Annotated in this window: 15 protein-coding genes; 10 read left to right on the forward strand and 5 right to left on the reverse strand. The window is 73.9% G+C overall.

All coding sequences use genetic code 11. The annotated features are described in order from the left end of the window. Nucleotides 1–7: 7 nt before the first annotated feature. The 4 genes from rbfA (at nt 8) to ACQEVM_RS08755 (ending at nt 6934) form a co-directional block, all read left to right on the forward strand. Nucleotides 8–457, forward strand: coding sequence for a 30S ribosome-binding factor RbfA (gene rbfA / locus ACQEVM_RS08740; protein WP_433076609.1), 450 nt, complete (start codon nt 8–10; stop codon nt 455–457). Beyond that, nucleotides 454–1362 (forward strand): tRNA pseudouridine(55) synthase TruB, encoded by a 909-nt coding sequence (gene truB / locus ACQEVM_RS08745; RefSeq protein WP_433076611.1) that lies wholly within the window; start codon nt 454–456, stop codon nt 1360–1362. Before rbfA ends, truB begins: the two co-directional genes overlap by 4 nt. A 478-nt stretch (nt 1363–1840) precedes the next feature. Next, complete coding sequence (locus tag ACQEVM_RS08750) at nt 1841–5815, forward strand: serine protease (RefSeq protein WP_433076613.1); 3975 nt, start codon at nt 1841–1843, stop codon at nt 5813–5815. Nucleotides 5816–5977: 162 nt separating this feature from the next. Then, nucleotides 5978–6934 (forward strand): bifunctional riboflavin kinase/FAD synthetase, encoded by a 957-nt coding sequence (locus tag ACQEVM_RS08755; RefSeq protein ID WP_351380617.1) that lies wholly within the window; start codon nt 5978–5980, stop codon nt 6932–6934. 89 nt (nt 6935–7023) lie between these two features. Here the strand turns inward: ACQEVM_RS08755 and ACQEVM_RS08760 are convergent, their stop codons facing one another. The 3 genes from ACQEVM_RS08760 to eccE form a co-directional block, all read right to left on the reverse strand. Next, nucleotides 7024–9375, reverse strand: coding sequence for an SCO5717 family growth-regulating ATPase (locus ACQEVM_RS08760; RefSeq protein WP_433076615.1), 2352 nt, complete (start codon nt 9373–9375; stop codon nt 7024–7026). Between the two features lie 254 nt (nt 9376–9629). Then, nucleotides 9630–10346: a hypothetical protein gene (locus ACQEVM_RS08765; protein WP_433076617.1), complete on the reverse strand. Its 717-nt coding sequence runs from the start codon at nt 10344–10346 to the stop codon at nt 9630–9632. Further along, complete coding sequence (eccE, locus tag ACQEVM_RS08770; RefSeq protein WP_433076619.1) at nt 10343–11614, reverse strand: type VII secretion protein EccE; 1272 nt, start codon at nt 11612–11614, stop codon at nt 10343–10345. The genes ACQEVM_RS08765 and eccE overlap by 4 nt, the downstream gene beginning before the upstream one ends. Nucleotides 11615–11901: 287 nt before the next feature. Between eccE and eccB the strand changes: the two genes are divergently transcribed. The 4 genes from eccB to ACQEVM_RS08790 all read left to right on the forward strand — a co-directional run bounded on the left by eccB (nt 11902) and on the right by ACQEVM_RS08790 (nt 15724). Further along, nucleotides 11902–13476 (forward strand): type VII secretion protein EccB, encoded by a 1575-nt coding sequence (gene eccB, locus ACQEVM_RS08775; protein ID WP_433076621.1) that lies wholly within the window; start codon nt 11902–11904, stop codon nt 13474–13476. Nucleotides 13477–13487: 11 nt separating this feature from the next. Beyond that, the gene (gene mycP, locus ACQEVM_RS08780; RefSeq protein ID WP_433076623.1) at nt 13488–14816 is read left to right on the forward strand and encodes a type VII secretion-associated serine protease mycosin; all 1329 of its coding nucleotides are present in this window, start codon (nt 13488–13490) and stop codon (nt 14814–14816) included. A 213-nt stretch (nt 14817–15029) separates the two neighbouring features. Continuing rightward, nucleotides 15030–15350, forward strand: coding sequence for a WXG100 family type VII secretion target (locus tag ACQEVM_RS08785; protein ID WP_433076625.1), 321 nt, complete (start codon nt 15030–15032; stop codon nt 15348–15350). 68 nt (nt 15351–15418) lie between these two features. After that, nucleotides 15419–15724, forward strand: coding sequence for a WXG100 family type VII secretion target (locus tag ACQEVM_RS08790; RefSeq protein ID WP_433076627.1), 306 nt, complete (start codon nt 15419–15421; stop codon nt 15722–15724). 108 nt (nt 15725–15832) lie between these two features. On the opposite strand, the gene ACQEVM_RS08795 is transcribed toward ACQEVM_RS08790, so the two are convergent. Further along, nucleotides 15833–16066, reverse strand: a complete 234-nt coding sequence (locus ACQEVM_RS08795) for a DUF397 domain-containing protein (RefSeq protein ID WP_053683900.1) — start codon at nt 16064–16066, stop codon at nt 15833–15835. 100 nt (nt 16067–16166) lie between these two features. Continuing rightward, nucleotides 16167–20129 carry a type VII secretion protein EccCa gene (gene eccCa / locus ACQEVM_RS08800; RefSeq protein ID WP_433076630.1) on the reverse strand — a complete coding sequence of 1321 codons (3963 nt, stop codon included), beginning with the start codon at nt 20127–20129 and terminating at the stop codon, nt 16167–16169. Nucleotides 20130–20338: 209 nt separating this feature from the next. On the opposite strand from eccCa, the gene eccD reads away from it, so the two are divergent. Together eccD and rpsO are read left to right on the forward strand one after the other, a co-directional pair. Next, nucleotides 20339–21850, forward strand: a complete 1512-nt coding sequence (gene eccD, locus ACQEVM_RS08805) for a type VII secretion integral membrane protein EccD (protein WP_433076632.1) — start codon at nt 20339–20341, stop codon at nt 21848–21850. Between the two features lie 172 nt (nt 21851–22022). After that, nucleotides 22023–22310 (forward strand): 30S ribosomal protein S15, encoded by a 288-nt coding sequence (gene rpsO, locus ACQEVM_RS08810; RefSeq protein WP_433076634.1) that lies wholly within the window; start codon nt 22023–22025, stop codon nt 22308–22310. The last annotated feature ends 111 nt before the right edge of the window (nt 22311–22421 follow it).

The following is a 22421-nucleotide window of genomic DNA, read 5'->3' on the forward strand; positions in this document are numbered from 1 at the left end:
CGGACCAGTGGCCGACAATGCGCGGGCGAAGAAGCTGGCGGACCTCATCCGGGAGGTGGTGGCCGAGAAGCTGCAGCGCGGTGTCAAGGACCCCCGCCTCGGTACGCACGTGACCATCACGGACACCCGGGTCACCGGCGACCTGCGGGAGGCCACGGTCTTCTACACGGTCTACGGTGACGACGAGGACCGGGCCAGTGCGGCGGCGGGCCTCGAAAGCGCCAAGGGCGTACTGCGCTCCGCGGTCGGCCGGGCGGCGGGAACCAAGTTCACGCCCACCCTGACCTTCGTGGCGGACGCCCTCCCGGAGAACGCCAAGACCATCGAAGACCTCCTCGACAAGGCGCGGGCCTCCGACGCCCAGGTGCGCGAGGTCTCCTCCGGCGCGAAGTACGCCGGTGAGGCCGACCCGTACAAGAAGCCGGACGAGGACGACGAGGACGCAACCGCGGAATGAGCACCGACGCAGGGAAGACGCCGGACGGCCTTGTCATCGTCGACAAGCCGTCCGGCTTCACTTCGCACGACGTGGTGGCCAAGATGCGCGGGATCGCCAAGACCCGTCGCGTGGGCCACGCCGGCACGCTCGACCCGATGGCCACGGGCGTGCTCGTCCTCGGCGTCGAGAAGGCCACCAAGCTCCTCGGCCACCTCGCGCTGACGGAGAAGGAGTACCTCGGCACCATCAGGCTGGGGCAGGACACCCTCACGGACGACGCCGAGGGCGAGATCATCTCCTCCGCCGACGCGTCCGGGGTGACCCGCGAGGCCGTGGACGCCGGCATCGCCAAGCTGTCCGGCGAGATCATGCAGGTCCCGTCCAAGGTCAGCGCCATCAAGATCAAGGGCGTCCGCTCGTACAAGCGCGCCCGGGACGGCGAGGACTTCGAGATCCCGGCCCGACCCGTGACCATCTCGTCCTTCCAGGTGTACGACATGCGGGACGCCGAGGCCGAGGACGGCACCAAGGTCGTCGACCTCGTCGTCTCCGTCGTCTGCTCCAGCGGTACGTACATCCGGGCCCTCGCCCGCGACCTGGGCGCCGACCTCGGCGTCGGCGGCCACCTGACGGCGCTGCGACGCACCCGGGTGGGCCCGTACAAGCTCGACCGGGCGCGGACGCTCGACCAGCTCCAGGAGGAGCTGACCGTCATGCCGATCGGCGAGGCCGCTGCCGCGGCCTTCCCGCGGTGGGACCTGGACGACCGGCGCGCCGGTCTGCTCGCCAACGGCGTGCGGATCGAGATGCCGGAGGAGTACGAGGACGGCAAGACGGTCGCCGTCTACGGTCCGCAGGATCGGCTGCTCGGGCTCGTGGAGAGCAAGGGCGGCAAGGCGAAGTCGCTCGCGGTGTTCGTCTGACGGACGGACGTCCGCGGAACGGGCGGTTCGGCCCGGTGCGTTCGTACGGCCCTCGGGCCGCACGGCGGGCCGGGCCTTTCGTCTGCCGGGGGCTTCCCCTTCTGCCGGGGCCTTCCGCCTGTCGGTCCGCTCTCCCGTGGTGAACCGCTCTCCCGTGGTGAATCGTTCGTCCGTGATGACCGTTCGTCCGCGGTGACCGGCGGGCGGCCCGTTCGGAGACCGGGTTCCGGGTCGCGCGAGTGTGTCGTGGAGCGGCCTTGTCGTGGAGCGGCGAGGGCACAAGAACCGCCGCTCACCGCTCCACGACCCCCCTCGGGTAGCTCTCTATCCACCCGGAGTGCTTTATTCACCCGTCCGAGCAGGCGCTCGGAGTGAATGGAGGGAGCGTAAGGGGGCGCTTTCGCCTCGCGTGCTTTTCCCGCTGATCTTCACCTGCCTAACGTCATGAACACGGGTACGGCGGGGGAGTGGTGCGGCAATGACGGAGCTCGTCAGGATCTGCGATCTCGCCGGGCGGGTGCGGGGCAGCGGCTTCGTCGCGGACGACCGCGGCACGGTGATCACCAGCCACGAGGCCGTGGACGGCCTGGCCCGGGTGGTGCTGCACGGCCCCGGGGAACGCACGTGGCTCGCCGAGGCGGGGGACGTGACCCCCCTGCCGTGGCTCGCGCTCGCCCTCGTACGCACCGACGGGTTGGGGCTGCGTCCCCTGCCGATCGGGGCACGCTCGGTGATCACTCCCGGGACCTACGTACGGATCCCCGCGCGGGGGTGGCGACAGGCGCGCGTGCTCGCGGCCGGCGCGGAGGTCACGTACACCGCGACGGACCGGTTCCACGTCCTGCCCGCCACGGTGGAGCTGGCGATCGGCACGGCCGGCCGGGACGCCCTGGAGCTGGGCGGGGAAGCCTGTGGAGGGCCGGTGCTCGACGCCGAGACCGGAGCGGTGCTCGCGGTGGTGGGCACCGCTCTGCACGCCGAGCACCGCTCCGCCGGCTTCGCGATCCCCCTGCGCGGGGCGGCCGAGGCCGACCCGGGCGGCCCGTTGGCCGCCCTGCTGGAACGGAACGCCGCCACCGTGCCCGGACACGGCGCCGACCTGAACCTGGCCGGCGCGCTGGAACTCACCGCGACCACATTGCCCCCCGCGCTCACCGCCGACGGGCCGGAACCCGTCGAGCGCCCCGAGATCGCCGCGGAACTGGCCGCCTTCACCGCCTCGGACCGGTCCGTCCTCGGGCTGGTCGGCGCCCCCGGCACCGGCCGGACCACGGCGCTGGCCGTCCTGACCGCGCACCGCGCCCGCGGGGCCCGGCCGGCGCCCACGCTCTGGCTCCGCGGGGCTGATCTGCGCCCCGCAGACTCCTCGTTGGCCGACGCCGCGGCGCGGGCGCTGGCCGCGGCGCGGCGGATCGTCGCCGCCGGTGCGGAGGCGCGGACGGAACCCGAGGCGGAGGCGGGAACCGTGGTGGGGACGGCACGTGTGACCTCCCCGGAGTGCGCCGCGATGGCCGGAGCCGAGACGGTCGTGGCCGCCGCCCCGGGACCGGGCCTCGGCTCGGCCGCGGGTCTCGCCCCGTTCGCGGCCCTCGCCCCGTTCGCCGACGCCGGTCGCCGCGACCGGGCGTGCGCCGCGGGCACCGTCGAACCGCTCCCGGGACTCTCCGGGCGCCCGGGCCCCGCGGGCCGCGCCGGGACGGCCGTGACCGGACCGGTTCCGGCGCCCGGCGCCGCCCCCGGGGCCGCGAGCACCGCCGAGCGGATCGCACGGCTGGCCGCCGACGCCGGGTGCGCGCTGCTCGTGGTCCTCGACGCCCCGGAGGAGGCGTCCCCGCGCCAGGCCCCACGACAGGCGCCCTGGGCCGAGGCCACCGCCCGTTGGCTCGACGACATCGGTGCCCGGCTGGTCGTCGCCGCCCGACCGGAGTACTGGGAGCGGGCCGGCGGCCTCTATCCGCCCGAGGCACTCCACACCCCCGCCCGCCCGGCCCGACGGCTGCCGCCCGCACTGCCGGTCGGCGACCTGACGCCCGAGGAGGCGCGGACCGCCCGCGCCCGCCTCGGCATCCCCGCCGACGCGGTACGGGAAGCCGACGCCCGGCACCCCCTCACCCTGCGGCTGCTCGCCGACATCCGGGCCGCCGAGGTCACCGCGGGGCGGCCCGGACGCGACGAGGTCTTCGCCGCGCACCTCGACCTGTCGGCGCTGCGGGTGGCGGTGCGGATCGCGGCCTCGGGCGCCGGGCCGTCGGAGCCGGGCCAGGGCGGCGCCCCGGCCACACCCCCGGGTACCGGCGGGACCGGGGGATCGGGACCCGGCTGGTTCGGCGGTCTCGGTGCGGCCGGGTCCCGGCTCCGCGGTGCGGGGGTCCCGTCCGGCCCCGACACGGCGGGCGGCGACGGGGTGTCGGCCCTGACCGGCTCGGTGTGCGGTGCGGACCCGGACGCGGAGGAACGGGGCGCCCCCGGGGCACGCAGCCACGGTCACCCCGGCCGCGGCGCGCACGGGCCGGGTGTGCACGGGCCCGGTGTGCGGCGGCTCGCCGCCCGGGTCGCCGGGCGGGTTCACGAGGCCGCCCGCCGCTGCCTCGGGCCGGGGCAGGGCGAGCTGGACCGGGCCGCCTTCGAGGAGCTGTTCCCCTGGCGGACCGGCTGGGCCTCGGCCGTACTCGCCGAGGGCCTGCTGGTCCCCGCCGGGAACGGCTACCGCTTCGCACACGAGGAACTGTCCGACTGGCTCCAGGCCGGACACCTCGACGTTCCGACCGCTCTGAACGCCCTGGTGCACCTCGGCCCCGCCACGACGGGCCCGCCCGTGCCCCGCCACCGCGTCGGCACCGTCCTGGAGGCGTTGCTCAGGCTTTCGCCGACCGGGATCCGAGGCGCGCTGACCCGGCTGGTGGAAGCCCTGAACTCCTTCGCGGAAGCCGAAGCGGACCGCCAACCGGACCGGCAACCGGATCCGCAACCGGAGTCACAAGCGGAAGGGCGGACGCAGGGGGAGCGCGAGCGGCCCCCGCCCGGGGAGGCCGGCCGGGCCGACCGGGTCTGGTGGGCGGCCCGCCTGCTTCGCGACAGCCTGCTGCGGGTCCCCGACGCCACGCCGTACCTGCCCGTCCTGCACGCCCTCGCCGAACACGTGGCCCGCACCGGCCCCGGCGACTTCGAGGGCTGGTTCTGGAACCGGCTCCGGCTGTCCGAGTCCGACCGCCTCGACCTGCTGCGCCGGCTGCTGCCCTGCGACCACCGCTACCTGGAGGCCGCGGCCCGACGGCTCGCCCGTGACCCGCGGCTCGTCCAGCCGCTGCTCTGCGGCTGGCTGACCGACGAACGCCGGTTGCGCGGACGCCCCGGAGCCACCGTCGCCACCGCCGCCCAGGCCCTGCTGCACACCCACCGCGCCCTCGCCGTCGACGAGCTGGCGGAGGCCCTGGTCGCGGCCGCCCATCCGCGTGCCGACGAACTGCTCGCCGTGCTCGCCGAGGACGAGCCCTCCGCCCTGTGCCGGGCCGTCGACCGCTGGGCCCACGACGAACGGCCCGGACGCAGGGTCGCCGCCGCCGCGTACGGACTGACCACGGCCCCGCACGTGCGCGCCCCCGCCGATCGCGAGCTGCTGCGCCGCGCCGCGCAGGCGCTGCTGGCCCGGCCGGCCGACGCGACCCTGCACGGCAGCGCCCTCGGGATGCTGCTCCGCGACCCCCAGGTGCGGGCCCGGTACCTGCCCGACGCCCTCGCCTGCTTCCGCGACCCCGAGGGCGGTGCCCGGCTTCCCGCGTCGGCGTTGGTCGCGGCGCTGCCCGTGCTGCCCGACCCGGACGCCGTCTTCGTCGCCCTGCGGGCCCGCGCCGACGGCGAGGTGGTGCGCGCCCTGGCCGCGCTCACCACGCCGGGGCTGGCCCGCCGCGCGGGTGACCTCGTACGGGAGCACCTCGCGCGGCACCCCGGGGACGCCCCGCACGCGGCCGTGTTCGTGGACCGGCGCCTCGACCAGGGCCTGACCGCGTCGCCCGTGCTCCGCCCGCTGGTCCTCGACCTGCTGCGGACCGCCCCGACGGGGGTCCGGGTCGCCCTGGCCCGGGTGCTGGCCGCGCCCGGCGGGAAGGGCTCCTCCGTGCTCCGGGGCGACCTGGCCGACGTACTGCTGCGGGAGGAGAGCGACCCGGTGGTGCTCGACGCCTTCCTCGGGGCGCTCGCCGACTGGGTCGGGGTGCGGCCGGAGGAACGCACCCGCGAGTTGTTGCGGCGTACGGGCCGCCGGCTGTTGGGGACGCCGGGGGGCCCGGCGGTGTTCGAGCAGCGGACGGTGGAGCTCGCCCGCGCCGATCCGGTCTTCGGGAGTCTCGTCGCGCGCTGGCTGGGCGAATCGGGGGCCGAGGCCGCAGCGCTGCTCGGGCCGGGCGCCAGACGTACGGTCGAGACGCTCAGCAGGGCCGCTCCCGACATCACGTGACGCGGGGCCGGCTCCCGGTGTCATCCCGCGCCCGGCGTCACGTCGCGCGGGGCGGAGCCGGCCCGATGCCGATGCGGACCCCCGGCCGGCGGCATGGCAGTCTTAGACCTGCAATCGGCATCAGGACAGGGACCATACGGGTTCGGGCGAGGAGCGGTCACAGTGCAGCGCTGGCGTGGCTTGGAGGACATCCCCCAGGACTGGGGACGCAGCGTCGTCACCATCGGCTCCTACGACGGTGTGCACCGGGGGCATCAGCTGATCATCGGGCGTGCCGTCGCCAAGGCCCGGGAGCTGGGCCTCCCGTCGGTCGTCGTCACCTTCAGCCCGCACCCGAGCGAGGTCGTGCGGCCCGGCAGCCACCCGCCGATCCTGGCGCCCTACGACCGACGCGCCGAGTTGATGTCCGGTCTCGGGGTGGACGCGCTGTTGATCCTGCCGTTCACGGCGGAGTTCTCGCAGCTGTCCCCGGCCGACTTCATCGTGAAGGTGCTGGTCGACAAGTTGCAGGCCCGCGCGGTCATCGAGGGGCCGAACTTCCGCTTCGGCCACAAGGCCGCCGGGAACGTCGACTTCCTGCGCGAGCTGGGCGCCACGTACGACTACGAGGTCGACGTCGTGGACCTCGTGGAACGCGGCGAGGCGGGCGGCGGGGTGCCGTTCTCCTCGACGCTGGCGCGCCGGCTCGTCGCCGAGGGCGACATGGACGGCGCGGCCGAGATCCTCGGCCGCCCGCACCGGGTCGAGGGCGTCGTGGTGCGCGGCGCGCAGCGCGGCCGCGAACTCGGCTACCCGACGGCCAACGTCGAGACCCAGCCGCACACCGCGATCCCCGCGGACGGGGTGTACGCGGGCTGGCTGACGGCGGACGGCGAGCGGATGCCGGCGGCGATCTCGGTGGGGACGAACGTGCAGTTCGACGCCACCGAACGGACCGTCGAGGCGTACGCGATCGACCGGATCGGGCTGGACCTGTACGGGATGCACGTGGCCGTGGACTTCCTCGCGTACGTGCGGGGCATGGCCAGGTTCGAGTCGCTGGACGGGCTGTTGGAGGCCATCGCCGACGACGTGAAGCGGGCGCGTGTGCTGACCGACGCCTACGACGCGGAGCGCTGAACCCCGCCGCACGCATGACGTGAGGGCCCGTACCGTCCGAGGACGGTACGGGCCCTTCGTGTTCACCGCCCGGTGCGCCCGAGCCGGCGTCAGCCGAGCCGGGGGTCGCGCGGCGGGCCACCGGGCTGCGGCGGCTGCGGCGGTTGTTGCCCGGACGGCCCGGGCTGCTGCCAGGGTTGACCGGGTTGCGGGTACGCCCGGTCGTACGGCTGCGGGGCGGGCGGCTGTTGGTGGGGCGCCTGCTGCTGGTACGGCCCCGGGGCCTGCGGGGCCGGGGCGGCCTGCGGGGCGCCCCAGTGGTTCTGCGGGGCCTGCTGCTGCGCGCGGACGAAGTCCTCGGCGACCAACGCGGAGAGGTTGAAGTACGCCTCGCGCGTCTTCGGCCGCATCAGGTCGAGGTCCACCTCCGCGCCGGCCGAGAGGTGCTCGTCGAAGGGCACCACGACCACGCCCCGGCAACGGGTCTCGAAGTGCTGGACGATGTCCTCGATCTTGATCATCTTGCTGGTCTCGCGGACCCCCGAGATGACGGTGAGGGAGCGGGACACGAGATCGGCGTAACCGTGGGCGGAGAGCCAGTCGAGGGTGGTGCTCGCGCTGCTGGCGCCGTCCACGGACGGTGTCGAGATGATGATCAGCTGATCGGCCAGGTCGAGGACACCGCGCATGGCGGAGTACAGGAGCCCGGTGCCCGAGTCGGTCAGGACGATCGGGTACTGGCGCCCCACCGTCTCGATGACACGCCGGTAGTCCTCGTCGTTGAAGGTCGTCGAGACGGCGGGGTCCACGTCGTTCGCGATGATCTCCAGGCCGGAAGGGGCCTGCGAGGTGAACCGGCGGATGTCCATGTACGAGTTCAGGTACGGGATCGCCTGGACGAGGTCCCGGATCGTCGCACCGGTCTCGCGGCGCACCCGCCGGCCGAGGGTGCCGGCGTCGGGGTTCGCGTCGATGGCCAGGATCTTGTCCTGGCGTTCCGTGGCGAGCGTCGCGCCGAGCGCGGTGGTCGTCGTGGTCTTGCCGACGCCGCCCTTGAGGCTGATGACGGCGATGCGGTAGCACGACATGACCGGCGTACGGATGAGCTCCAGCTTGCGCAGGCGCTCCGCCTCGGCCGCCTTGCCGCCGAACCGGAAGCCCGAACGGGTCGGCTTGGGCTTCTGCTTGGCCCGCAACAGACGGTCGGAGGACAACTCGACGGCGGCGGTGTAGCCGAGCGGCGCCCCACCGCCGGCCTGGCCGGACGGGTACGAGGGCTGCTGGGGGCCGTTCGGCCACTGCGCGCCCGAACGGGGGTCACCGTAGGGCGGCTGCGGCTGCGGCTGCGGCTGCGGCGGTTGGGGCTGCGGCTGAGCCGGAGCCGGCGTGGGCGCGGGGGGAGGGAAGCCGTACCCCTCGGGCGGGGCCGGGGGCGGCTGCCGGTCGGCGGGGGCGGGCGGGAAGCCGTAGCCCTGCGGGGCACCGGACGCGCCGAAGGCGGGCGGCTGCGGAACCGCCCCACCGGGCCCCCCGTACGGGTTCTCCGCGACGGGCGCCGGCGCCTCCGCGGGGGTGGCGGGCGGGGCGTACGGCCCGGGCGCGGGCTCTGCGAAGGGGGCCTGCGGCGCGGGGTCCCGGTAGGGCCCGGCCGGCGGAGCGGCGTCGACGGGGGCGGCGACCGGAGCCTGCGGGTACACGTGGTCGGCGGGCGCGGCGGACACCGCCTGCTCGACCGGCGCCGGTTCGGGCGCCTCGACCGGCGCGGGTACCGGAGCCGGTGCGGACGCGGGGCCCTGGTGCGGCTCCGGCGCGGGAGCGGCGTACGGCGGCGCCGGCGGTTCCGGCGTCATCGCGATTGTCGCGGGCGGGGCCACCGGCGCGGGCGGGGCGACCGGGGCCGGCGCGGGGGCCGAGGCCGCGGGCTCTAGCGGCGCCGCCTCGGGCGCGGGCGGGGCCACGACGGGCTCGGCGGGGAGGCCCGGGTACGCGGGCGCCGGCTCGGGCGCGACCGCCGGAACGGACGCCTCGCCCGGCTCCGGGTACGCCGCCGCCGCACCGGGACCTGCCGGAGCGGAAGCCCGGGGCTCGTGCGCCGGGGGCTCCTGGAACGGCGCCGCGTCGACGCGGGGCGGCTCGGGAGACGCCGGCGCGGACGTCGGTTCGGCCCGCGTCGTGAACGCGGCGGGCGCGCCCTGCTCGTCGGCCGGGCGGTGCGGCGCGGGCGGTGCGATCCGCATCGTGGAGGGCGAGACCACGTCCGACGGGCGGTGGGGTTCGAACCCGCTGCCCTCGGGCAGCCCCGGTACCGGCGTCGCCGGAGCCGACGGCGCACCCTGCGTGTACCAGGCCGGCGGGGTGTAGTCGATGGTGAACTCGCCCGTCACCTCGGGCTCCGCGTCGGACTGATCGTCCGTCGGGACGTCCCACGTCCCGCCGCGCCTCTCGTTCCGATCGCCGCTCACTGGTCCTCCTGGTATGTCGAACACCGCACAGGCGCCCACCTCGACGCCGCGCCCTCACTCAGCCTAATGGCGCCCCCTCGCGCGGCCCGCCGCGGCGGGGCTCGCGGACCGGGGGCGCACCACGTCCCTGCCTACAGGCCGGCCGGGCGCTGAGCAACCGTCATCGGTACCCGCTCACCCCATCCGGGGAGAGCCCCGGACGTCCCGTGGCACGCCAACCGCGGCCCGTTCCCCGCACTTCGCGCCGCGCCGGATCAGTCGATCCGCCGCGCCGGACCCAGCAGCCCGATCTCCGTGTCCGTGCCCTGCGTCATCACGAACGTGCGGTCCTGCGGCGTACACCACAGCGTGACCCCGTCACCCAGCGTCGGCAGCGAGTCCACCGCCGCGGCCGGCAACCCCATCAGGCGCCCGATCTGCGTCGCCTCGTCGGGAGAGACCCGCTGCACGCCCACCACCGAGGAGTTCCGCAGCAGCCGGGGCGCCGTCGGGCTCAAGTAGGGCAGCAGGGTCAGCACCGACTGCCACGGCCCCGCCACGACCCGGCCGCGCGGGGGTCTCATCCCGCAGTCCCGGATCACCAGGACGGGGCTGCCCGCGGACGCGCCCTGCGGCGGAACCCGGCCCACCTCGTGGAGGGTCAAGCACTGCTGCCCGCCCCCGGCGGCCCGTGCCAGCCCGGCCCACACCGGCGCGCGCCCGGTCTCCACCGCGACCCGCGCCCCGGTCGCCGCCGCGCGCAACGCCAGCACCTGCGCCGTCCAGAGACCGCCGATCAGCGTCACCTCGTACGGGGTGGGACGGTTGACGCCCAGCACCGCCGGATTGCCCTCGGCGTCCACCCCGATGACGACCCCGTCGTCCCCGACGGGGAGCGCCAGCAGGTCCAGCTCCGCCGCCGGCAGCACGTGCCGCTCCCGGCGCGGGCCGACCAGCCCGAAGCCGCCCCGCAGGGCACCCGTACCCCTCATCGCGCGCCTCCCAGCGGCAGCGAGGCCAGCAGCCCCGGCACCTGTTCCCGGTCCAGCCGTACGAGGTCGGCCCGCACACCCCGCGCCGTCCGCTCCAGCTCGCGCCGGGCGGCGACCAGTTCCTCGTCACTGCGCCCCGTCACCCGTACGTGCCCGGTCAACGTGACGCCCTGTCGCCCGGCGGGGGCCATCGTGAGGCTGAAGTTCGTCGCCAGGGCCGGCAGGGAGGTCAGCAACGCCACGAACCGGGGGAGCGGCGCCCCGGAACCGCCCAGTCGCGGCCAGCGGCCGATCCAGTAGGTGGTGTGCCGGCGGTCGTCGCAGCGCCAGGTCCGCGAGGTCTCCTCCGTGCGCCGACCCGACCCGGCCGACCGGCCCGCCTGGGTGATCGCCATCGGGTTCGCGCACGAGGACGTCGCCAGCGCGCCCGTCAGCTCCTGCTCCGTCAGCACCGTGGCGCGGAAACCGGCCCCCGTCAGCCGGCTCGCCAACTGGTCGGCGGCCCGCACCAGACAACGCTGGGCGCCGCCGAGCCCACCGCCGCGCGCGGTGACGGCCTCGGGGCACAGCTCCGGGTCGAGTTTCAGCGCGATCCACGTCAATCGCACCGCGGGCGTGCCGGTGCGGGCCTGCAATGGGGCGTAGTTGAGCGCGGCCATCGACCGTGCCGGCAGGTGCGGCGCCGGCGCCGGCTGGGTGTGCTGCACCAACTGCGCCGATTCCAGGCGGATCCCGTCCACTTCGAGGATGTCCCGTACGAGACCGAGCGGCAGCGGTCGCGCACCCCGGTCCGGCCGCAGCGCGGTGGCGTCCGTGTCCACCTGCACGACCGCGGTCAGGAACGTCCCGTCGCCCACCATCCCCACCGGCCGCCGGTCACGGCCCCCGAAGGTCAGGGTCCGCAGCGCCGGATCGGCCTCGACCAGCGGGGCCAGTCCCGGTTCGGTCCCGGCCGGCACGGCGAAGGCGGCGGCCCGGCCCCGGCGGGCCCGCAGCGCGAGGGAGCCGGCGAGCCACTCCGGCAGGGACCGCCGGCGCCGACGCACGACCGCGAGCACCACCAGGACCGTCGCGAGTGCGCCGGCCGGCATCAGCAGCAGCGGTTCCACCACCCACGCCACCAACAGCGCCGCCGCGGCGACCTGGAGCAGAACGAGCTGTTGCAATCGGAACGGACCCAACCGCCCCGGACCCGACCTCGGATGCGGTGTCACCCCATCGTCCGCGGGTGCGGCCGGGGCCGTCTGCGACTGCGTCGCGGTGGCCATCACTCGCGCACCTCCCCATCCCGGGGTCGGACCCCGTACGTCCGGTGCCGTGCGGTCTCGCCGCCCGAATCCGGAAATCCCCTCGATCCGCCCCGACAGGCCCTGATGCCGCAAGGCGCCTGAAATCGCGCGGTCCAGGGGTCTTGAACGGGGGTGTCGAATGGCCAACAGAGCCTACCCGCCCCGTGCGTGGCCTCCGGCAAGAGGCATAGTAGGTGCCCGGTCAGACAATCGAGGCTCGGGGACCGTACTCACCGACCGGGCCGTGCGGGGAGAAGCAGGCGGCCATGGCATCACGACGTGATGAGCTCAACGCGTACACCTTTGCGAAGCGGCGTACGGTGGCTGCCTTCCTCCAACCGTCCGCCACCGGCACCGAGGAGGGAGCACCCAGGCCGCTGCGCGCCGTCCTGCCCGGAGTGATCGTCGGGGCGCTGGTGTTGGCGGGCTTCGGCGCCTGGGGCATGTTCAAACCGCAGGCGCCCAAGGGCTGGGACGAGCCGGGCGCCACGGTGATCGTCGGCAAACAATCCACGACCCGCTACGTGGTCCTGTCCACCAAGATCAACGGCAAGGCGCAGACGCGGCTGCACCCGGTGCTGAACCTGGCCTCCGCCCGACTCCTCCTGGACCCCTCCAAGTTCAAGGTCGTCCCGATCGACGACAAGATCCTCGACGCGGGCAAACCGCCGCGCGGCCCGATCATCGGCATCCCCTACGCCCCCGACCGGCTGCCCACCGCCGCGGACGCCGGCAAGGCCAAGCGCTGGGCGGTCTGTCAACAGCCGGGCGGCGACGGCAAGGCGGTGCAGACCGCCGCCTTCGTCCTCGCCGAACGCGAGGCGGGCCGGGTGGAAGGCCCCGGCAAGGTCACCGGCGGCCAACTGCTCTACGTCCGCAACACCGGGGGCGCCAAGGAGCGCTACCTGGTCGACGCCGGCGGCACCAAGTACCGGTTCCCCGAGGGCGGACCGGACGCGGGCACCCTCACCACCGCCCTGGTCGGCACCGGAGCCGTTCCGCAGCCCGTCACCGAGCAGTGGCTGGCCACCCTCAACCCCGGCGACGACCTGGCCTTCCCGCAACTGCCCGGCACGCCCGACGCCAACGCGAACGTGCAGGGCCTGGCCACCGCCGACAACAAGGTCGGCATGGTGCTCACCGCCCAGACCGGCTCCGGCACCCAGCACTACGTGGTCCTGCCCGGACGGGTCGCCCCGGTATCGGAGTTCGTGGCCTGGCTGCTGATCTCCGCGCCGGCGACCGACGCCCTCGACATGCACGGCAAGGCCCGCGAGATCGACCTCCAGTCCCTCACCCCGGACGCCACCCCGTTCAAGAACGAGGCCAGATGGCCGCAGCGACGCGGCCCCCAGATCAACCGCGTCGCGCCGACCGCCGGCGCCGCCGAGGGAACCGAGCGGCGCGACACCGTCTGCAACGTCCTGCGGTCCGTCGACGGCCAGGGCAACCAGACCCTCAGCACCTGGGCCGGCACCGGCTTCCCCCTCGACATCACCGCCAGCGGCACCAGCTCGTACGTCACCCCCGGCTCCGGTCTGCTCTACACCCAGACCCAGGGCCGGCAGACCACCGCCGGGGGCTCCCTCTTCCTGGTCACCGACACCGGCCTGCGCTACGCCGTACAGGCCAACGGAGACAGCGACGCCGAGCAGTCGAAGATCGGCGCCGGCGCCCCGAAGGACCCGTCCGCCGACGGCCGTCCCGAGGCCGGCCAGGCGCAGATCCGGCTCGGCTACGGCGCCGTCACGCCGGCCATGGTGCCCATCGCGTGGTCCGAGTTCCTCTCCAAGGGGCCACGGCTGGACGCCAACTCCGCGCGCCAGCCGCAGGGCTCGTGAGGACGCCGCCGATGCCCGAAACGCCGATGCGACGCCCCCGCGCACCCCGTGCCGCCGGGACCCCGCGACCCGGTCCGGCGCGCGGGGCCGCTCGGGCCGCGCTCCTCGCCGCCGCCCTCGCGCTCGTCACGATCCCCGGCGCGAGCGCCTCCGCCGCGCCCCGGCCCTCGTACGCCGCGTCCCCCGCGTCTGCGACGTACGCCTCGCACCCCTCCCGGGTCTCCGGAGCCGGTGAGTGCACCTTCCCCATGAAGAAGCAGATCGCCGATCGCCCGTGGGCCCTGCAACGGCTGCTCCTCGACGCCCTCTGGGCTCGGACCAAGGGCAAGGCCGAGGACGGGACGAGCATCCGCGTCGCGGTGATCGACACCGGTGTGGACCGGGCGAACCCGCAGCTCGGCGGAGCCCTCGACATCGCAGCCGGCAAGGACTTCGTCGACCCCAAGGGCGGCGACGGCACCGCCGACACCGTGGGCCACGGCACCAAGGTCGCCGGACTGATCGCGGCCCGCCCCCAGGAGGGCACCGGCTTCGTCGGCCTCGCCCCCGAAGCCACCGTCATCCCCATCCGGCAGAACGACGGCCAGGGCAACGGCAACGCCGCCACCCTCGCCAAGGCGATCGACCACGCCCTGTCCAAGGGCGCACACGTCATCAACATCTCGCAGGACACCGACGCCCAGCTCGGCCCGGACTCCGACCTCGCCAAGGCCGTCAAGCGCGCCGTCGACGCCAAGGTCGTGGTGATCGCCTCGGCGGGCAACGACGGCCTCGGCGGACAGAAGCGCAAGACCTACCCGGCCGCCTTCCCCGGCGTGCTCGCCGTGGCCTCCTCCGACCGCAACAACGAGCGCGCCTCCTTCTCCCAACCCGGCGACTTCGTCGGCGTGGCGGCCCCCGGCGTCGACATGGTCTCCACCGTCCCGGGCTTCGGCCAGTGCATCGACAACGGGACGAGTTTCTCCGCGCCGTACGTCGCCGGCCTGGCCGCCCTGCTGCGCGCCGAGCACATGGACTGGACCCCGCAACAGATCGTCTGGCAGATCCAGAACACCGCCGAGCGCTCCGTCAACGGCCGCGACGACTACGTCGGTTGGGGGGTCGTCGACCCGGTCCGCGCGGTCACCCAGGACAGCGAACCCCCCAAGGCCCCCGTCCCGGACCCGGGACCGCCCCCCGCAGCCGCCCCGGAGGTCGCGCGACTGAGTCTCGCCGAGACGGCGCAGGAACGGCAGGTGCGCCTCGGCACGTACGCTCTCGGGATCGGCGTGGTCCTCATCGGTGTCATCGCGGGGACCGCCACCGTCATCCGCGACGCCCGGCGCCGCCGTTTGCAGTGAACGGTCACGGGCCCATGAAAGCCGCGGGACACCGGTGTTGGGCCGGTGAGGTGAAGTGGCTAGAGTGACGCCGAGCTTCACGACTGTGATCGGGGGATCGCGTGAAGCGGAGGGGGACTTCCGAGATGAGCGGCTCCACGCCGCGCCGGGAACGTCCGCTCCGCCACGCAGTCCGCCGGTTCTGCCGGCGAATTGAGAAGTGAGGAGCTTCGGATGACGAACAATTTCGGACTCGCGGACGATCCGGTCGTCAAGGCGGCCAACAAGATCTCCGAGACGGCCCAGGCCGTCACCACCCAGTCCCGTGAACTGGCCGACATCGTCGCGACGGTGAGCGCCGGTTGGACCGGTGTGGGCGCCGGCGGATTCGCCAAGGCGCAGGAGGACATCAACACGGACCACGACAAGATCCGCCGCCTGCTCGGGGTCCTGCACCACGCGATCTCGCAGACCAAGAACCTGAGCAACGCCCAGGACGAGGACGTGCGCGCGACCTTCGCCGCCGCCAACAAGTCCGCTCTGAACAACATCTGACCCGGCGTCGCCGGCGGCGACGGTCACGCCCCCGCCGCCCGTCATGCCCCAGCGCGAAGGAGAAGCCCATGGTTGACCCCGGCCACACCCGGGTCCGGTACGAGACGGTCCAGCAGATGGCGGACCGCATCCGGATCGTGTCGAGCAACATCGTCAAGGACCTGGCCGAGATGGAGCAGGCCGTCAAGGTCGTCACCGACACGTGGGACGGTGAGGCCCACCGCGAGTACGTGACCCTCCAGGCGAAGTACAAGGCCGCGGCGGACCACATGCAGAAGCAGCTGGACACCGTCGCCAAGCTCATCGAGGCCGGCAAGGGCGACTACCGCGCCACCGACGTGAAGGCCTCGCGCCTGTTCACCGAGGCCTACTGAGCCGGTAGCCGGTAGCCGCCGGCCGACACCGGGCCCCACCTCGAACGCCCGAACGGGGCGCGCCCGCACCGGGCGCGCCCCGTTCGCGTCTCCCGACGCCCGCCGGCGTCAGCGCAGGTCGAACTCGCCGTCCCGGGCGCCGAGCACGAACGCCTCCCACTCGGCCGCCGTGTACCGCAGCACCGTCTCCCGGTCCAGCGATGACCGCATGGCCACCGCCCCCTCGGGCAGCTTGGCGATCTCGACCCGCTCCTCGTCGGGACTCGTCCCGGGCGGGCCCTCCCACTCGACGCCGCTGATGTCGAGCGCGTACAGCTCGTCCTTCTCCTGCTGGGACCCCATGGTGCGGCCTTCCCTTCGTACGACGGCGGTGCAGCGTTCCGGCCCGATTATCGACGCCGGCGCCGCGGGCGGGGGAGCGATTCGACTTCTCGGGCCGACCTCACACCGCGGAGTTCGGCAACCGCCCGATCTGAACCAACGACGTGCCCCGCTTGCGCGAGGAGTAGTAGCCCCGGCCCGGTGGCATCGGACGCGGCCGGACACTGCCGATCAGGTCGCCCTCGGAAGGATCACCCGACAGCACCACACCCTGCGCCCCCAGCTCCTTGATCCGCTGCATGAAGGGCTCGTACAGGGAACGCGAGGCCCCCGCCGAGTTCCGGGCGACGATGAAGCGGACGCCCGTGTCCCGGGCAAAGGGCAGGAACTCCACCAGCGCGGCCAGCGGATTGCCCTGACTCGTCGCGACCAGGTCGTAGTCGTCGATGATGATGAAGACGTCCGGGCCCGTCCACCAACTGCGGTCCCGCAACTGCTGCGGGGTCACGTCGTCGGGCGGCTGCCGCCGGGAGAACACCCCGCCCAGCGCCTCCATGTGCATCTGGAGGGAACTCGCCATCGGCGCGTACTCCAGCAGGTGCTCCTCCGGCAGCGCACCGAGCAGCCCACGCCGGTAGTCGCCGACCACCAGCTTGGCCTGGTCGGGGGTGTACCGGTCGGCGATCTGCCGGGCGATGAGCCGCAGCAGGTTCGTCTTGCCCGACTCGCTCTCGCCGAAGACCAGGAAGAACGGATCGGTCTCGAAGTCGACGAACACCGGCTCCAGGTCCGTCTCCCCGACGCCGATCGAGATCCCGCGCGAGGGGTACTCCCCGCCCTTGGGCAGCTGATCGGCGTGGAGCAGCCGCGGCAGCAGCCGCACGCCCGGAGCCGAGGCCCCCGTCCACGCCCCCTTCACCGCCGCCACGAACGCCGCCGTGGCCTGCGACAGGTCCTGCGCGGTGTGCGAACCGTCGATCCGCGGCAGCGCGCCGAGGAAGTGCAGCTTCTCCGGCACCTGACCGCGACCCGGCATCCCCGTGGGGACGTTCGCGGCGACCCGCCGGTCGAACTCGGAGTCCATGACGTCGCCGAGCCGCAGTTCCAGCCGACTCAACATCTGGTCCTTCAGCGCGGACCGCACCTCCATGTAGCGCGCGGCCGTCACCACCACGTGGATCCCGTATCCCAGACCGCGGGCGGCGATGTCCGTGACGACCGGCTCAAGGCCCTCGTACTCGGTACGGAAGCCGCCCCACCCGTCGACGATCAGGAACACGTCGCCCCACGCCTCGCCGGGCAGCTCGCCCGCCGCGCGCCGCCGACGGTAGGTGCCCATCGAGTCGATGCCGTTGGCGCGGAAGAACTCCTCGCGCCGATCGAGGATGCCCGCGACCTCCGCGACCGCCCGGCGCACCCGCTCGGGATCGAGCCGCGAGGCGATCCCGCCCACGTGCGGCAGCTCCGCGACCGACGAGAGGCTGCCGCCGCCGAAGTCCAGGCCGTAGAACTGCACCTCGCGCGGGGTGTGCGTCAACGCGAACGAGGAGATCAACGTCCGCATCAGCGTCGACTTGCCCGACTGCGGACCGCCCACCACCATCATGTGGCCCGCCGCACCGGAGAAGTCCCGGTACAACACCTCACGCCGCTGCTCGAACGGCTTGTCGATCAGGCCGAGCGGCACGACGAGCCCGCCGGGCCGCGTGTACCCCTGCGCGTGCAACCCGCGCTCCGCCGACGGGGCCAGGGCCGGCAGCAACTGGTCCAGCGGCGGCGCCTGGTCCAGCGGCGGCAGCCACACCTGGTGCGCCGGCACGCCCTGACCCTCCAGCCGACCCACGATCACGTCCAGCACGGTGTCCGCCAGGGCGTCCTCCCCCTGCGCGGCCGCCTGCGCCGCCAGGTACGCCGGGTCCGGCGCCGCGTACACCACCGGCACCGGCGCCGCCGTGAAGCGCACGGGCCGCCGCTCCAACGGGAACAGCCCCACCGACAGGTCGGGCCCGCCCGAACGGTAGGTGCCCGACACGTACGCCGCCTTGAAGCGGGTCATCTCGTCCGTACCGAACTTCAGGTACCCCGAACCCGGCACCGACGGCAGGTGGTAGGCGTCGGGCACCCCGATCGCGGTCCGCGACTCGGCCGCCGAGAACGTCCGCAGACCCACCCGGTACGAGAGGTACGTGTCCAGCCCGCGCAGCTTCCCCTCCTCAAGCCGCTGCGACGCCAACAACAGGTGCACGCCCAGCGAACGCCCGATGCGACCGATCTGGATGAACATGTCGATGAAGTCGGGCTTCGCCGTGAGCAGTTCGGAGAACTCGTCGATGACCAACACCAGCGAGGCCAACGGCTCCAGCGGCGCGCCGGCCGCCCGCGCCTTCTCGTAGTCGTTGACGTTCGCGTAGTTGCCCGCCGACCGCAGCAGCTCCTGCCGGCGCTGCAACTCGCCGCGGATCGAGTCGCCCATGCGGTCCACGAGCGTCAGGTCGTCCGCCAGGTTGGTGATCACGGCCGCCACGTGCGGCATCTGCCCCATGCCCGTGAACGTCGCACCACCCTTGAAGTCCGCGAGGACGAAGTTCAGCGTCTCCGAGGTGTGCGTGACCGCCAGACCCAACACCAGCGTCCGCAGCAGCTCCGACTTCCCGGAACCGGTCGCACCCACGCACAGACCGTGCGGGCCCATGCCCTCCTGGGCGGCCTCCTTGAGGTCCAGCATCACCGGGGAACCGTCCTCGCCCACACCGATCGGCACGCGCAACCGCTCACCGGCCGACCGGGGCCGCCACGTCCGCGACACGTCGATCGAGGCCGCGTCGCCCAGGTTCAGCAGGTCCGTGAAGTCGAGATTCGCCAACAAGGGCTCGTCCTCGTCACCGCCACCCGTGCGCAGCGGCGCCAACTGCCGGGCCAGGGCTTCCGCCGCCGGCAACGACAGGGTGTCCGGCGCGCCCTCGTACGCGACGCCGGCGCCCGACTCCAGCCGCAACCGACCCGGCCGCACCACCACGGACAAGCCGCCGCGCGGCTCGTCCAGCTCGCCCGCGACCACCTCGACGACGGTCACCCCCTGGAGGCCCTCCACCGCCGCGAACACCGAATCCGGCGGCACGATGCCCCCGTCCAGCACGACCAGCAGGTGCGGCTGGTCCAACACGGGGGAGACCTCACGGCTGAAGCGCGGCCGCCCCTCCAGCCGCGACGCCAACAACCCCTCCAGCTCGCCCAGGTCGTCACCGAACAGCCGCTTCGTGCCGGCCCCGTCCACCTGACCCGGCACCTGCGTGTGCGGCAACCACTTCGTCCAGTCCCACGAGGGCACCGCACCCGGCGCGGCCACCACCGCCACCATCAGGTCCTCGGGGGAGTGCAACGTCGTCAACTGCGCCACCAACGCCCGCGCCGTCCCGCGCGCCGACTCCGCCTCCCCGGACACCGTCACGTGGTAGAACGCCCGGATCGACACCGCCATCGGCAGCCCGTCCAACGAGGAGTGCACCTGCAGGAACCGCTGCATCGCGCCCGCCGTCAGCGGCTCCAGCTCGTCCACCGGCGCCGTGTCCGGAGCCACCAGCGCGGTCGCCAACCGCTGCGCGCCCAACCCCAGCCGCGCCTGCCCGAAGTCCGCGTCCCCGACCCGCCGTTCCCACAGCCGGGATCCCTCGGCCACCACCGACCACAACTGCTCCGGCGCCGGGTGCAGGTACAACTGCGCGTCGCGCTGCGCCCGCGCCGTCCTGCGTACCTGCCGCCGGGTCTGCGCCAGGTACTTCATGTAGTCCCGGCGCACATCCGCCATTTGCCCCTGCGTACCGCGCCGGTGACGCACCAGCTGGGCGATCACCATGCCCACGGTCGACACCAGCATCAGCGCGCCCATGATCCGCATGAACGGCGCCGCACCCGGCATGAAGAAGAAGACGACCGACGAACCCATGCCGAGCATCGGCAAGAGCTGCATCAGCATGCCCTCCTGCTGCCCGCGCGGCAGCTCCGGCGGTCCCTCCAGCCTCAGTTCGTCCGAAGGGACTTCGGGCGGTAGCGCCCGGGGCGGGCGCTTCACGACGATCTGGCTCACCGGAGCATCAATCCCTTGAAAACGGACGGGACGCCGCAACCGGCGCCCCCAAGTCCCGGACACGGACGGGGACTCCCCCGCGCGACGGCGATCCTACTTGCCGACCCTCCCGCGGCGGCCCGGTAGGGTGACCGCGCGCGGCATGCGCAACCGCGAACTCGACCCGCGCACATGCAGGGTCGGACACGCCAACCAGGGGGGTCACACAGGTGAGTACGGCCGAGGCGACGGGTTTCTGCAGGGTCACCGTCGTGGCCCCGGACAGCCGGATAGACGTGGCCCTCCCCGAGGACATCGCCGTCGCCGACGTCTACCCCGAACTGCTGCGCCTCACCGGCCAGACCCAGCCCGTCGGCGCACCGACCGGCTTCCACCTCGTACGCCGCTCGGGCGTCGTCCTCGACGGCGCCCGCACCCTCGCCGCCCAGCAGGTCCTCGACGGCGAGGTGCTCAGCCTGCGCCCCTTCGCCGAGTCCCTGCCGCCCGCCGTCTTCGACGACGTCTCCGACGCCGTCGCCTCGGCCGTCGTCCGCGACCGCCACCGCTGGAGCGACGACATGCTGCGCGGCGCGGGCCTGGCCGGCGCCGCCGTCCTGCTGATCCTGCTCGGCTTCGTCCTCTGGTACGCCGACCCGGTCCGCCACGACATGCACGGCCTGCCCGGCGTCATCGCCGGCGCCGGCGCCGTCCTGCTGGTCGCCACCGCCGGCGTCCGCGCCCGGGTGTACGGCGACCGGGGCTCCGCCGTCGCCCTCGGCCTCGCCGCCCTCCCGCACCTGCTGATCGCCGGCTCCGGCATCGTCGCCCCCGCCGCCGGACAGGGACCCGGCCGCCTCCAGTTCCTCCTCGGCTGCGTCTGCGCCCTCGTCGCCGCCGTCGCCCTGGTCGCCCTCACCCCGAACGGAGACGCCCCCTTCGTCGCGGCCACCTTCCTGGCCGCCGCCGGCACCCTCGCCGCCTTCGCGGCCATCGCCACCGAAGCCTCCGCCACCGCCACGGCCGCCGTCTGCGCCCCCGCCGCCGTGGGCCTCGTCGCCTTCCTCCCCGGCCTCTCCGCCCGCTTCGCCCGCCTGCCCATCGGCTACGCCGCCCCGCAGAGCTCCGCAGGCGACCACGAGATCCCCGACCGCCACGAGCCCCGGCCCACCGGCGCCCCGACCGATCCCGCCGCCGAGGTCCGGCGCGACCCGGCCGCCCTCGACGCCGAGGCCATCGCCGTCCAGGCCCGCCGGGGTCACGAGATGCTGCTCGGCCTCGTCGGCGGCTGCGCGGCCGTCGCCGTGGGCGCCGCCGCGGTCCTCGGCTTCTCCGACGACACCTGGGGCCGGCTGCTCGCCCTGACCACCGGCCTCGCCATGCTGCTCCGGGCCCGGCTCTTCCGCCACACCTCACAGGTGGTGTGCGCCCTCGCCGCCGGCCTCGCCGCCGTGGCCCTGCTCGTCCTGGGCCTGGCCCTGCACCCGCCGGCCGACCTCGTCGCAGAGCTCCTGCTCCACGGCGACCGCGGCGACCCGGACCTCCGTACGATCTGGCTCTCGGCCGCCGTCGCCGCCGGCGCCGTCCTCCTCACCGGTATTGCGCTTGTCATCCCGCGCAAGGGCCTGTCACCCTTCTGGGGACGGATGCTCGACCTCACCGAGGCCGCAGTGCTGCTCAGCCTGGTCCCGCTGACCCTGGCCGTGCTCGACGTCTACTCCCGGGCCCGCGCCCTCACCGGCTGACAAGGCGAGTCCCGGCAGCCTGGTACGCTGTGTGACGGCCGTTTGTGTACGCGCTCCCGGAGACTTTCCGGAAGCTGCGCTCAGCGGACCCCGCCTCCCGAGTCACGGAAGATCCCCAGAGAATTCGACCTGGGGCACTCGGTGGCCACGAAGACCCGAACGAGGAGTACGCGTGCCGCTCGACGCCGCTACGAAGAAGCAGATCATCGAAGAATTTGGTGCCAAGGAGGGCGACACCGGCTCCCCCGAGGTTCAGGTCGCGATGCTCTCCCGTCGCATCTCGGACCTGACCGAGCACCTCAAGACCCACAAGCACGACCACCACTCCCGTCGTGGTCTGCTGATCCTGGTCGGCCAGCGTCGCCGCCTGCTGCAGTACCTGGCCAAGAAGGACATCCAGCGCTTCCGTACGCTGGTCGAGCGCCTCGGCATCCGCCGCGGTGCGGCCGGCGCCAAGTAAAGACGCTGTGAAGGGAGCGGTTCCCATACTGAGGGGGCCGCTCCCTTTGCTGTACGTGCGCGACGCACCACACGCTTTGTAGTCTGGAAGCACACGCGCACAACCGAAGAG

The organism is Streptomyces sp. CA-243310 (assembly GCF_050936775.1).
In the GTDB taxonomy this organism is placed as follows: domain Bacteria; phylum Actinomycetota; class Actinomycetes; order Streptomycetales; family Streptomycetaceae; genus Streptomyces.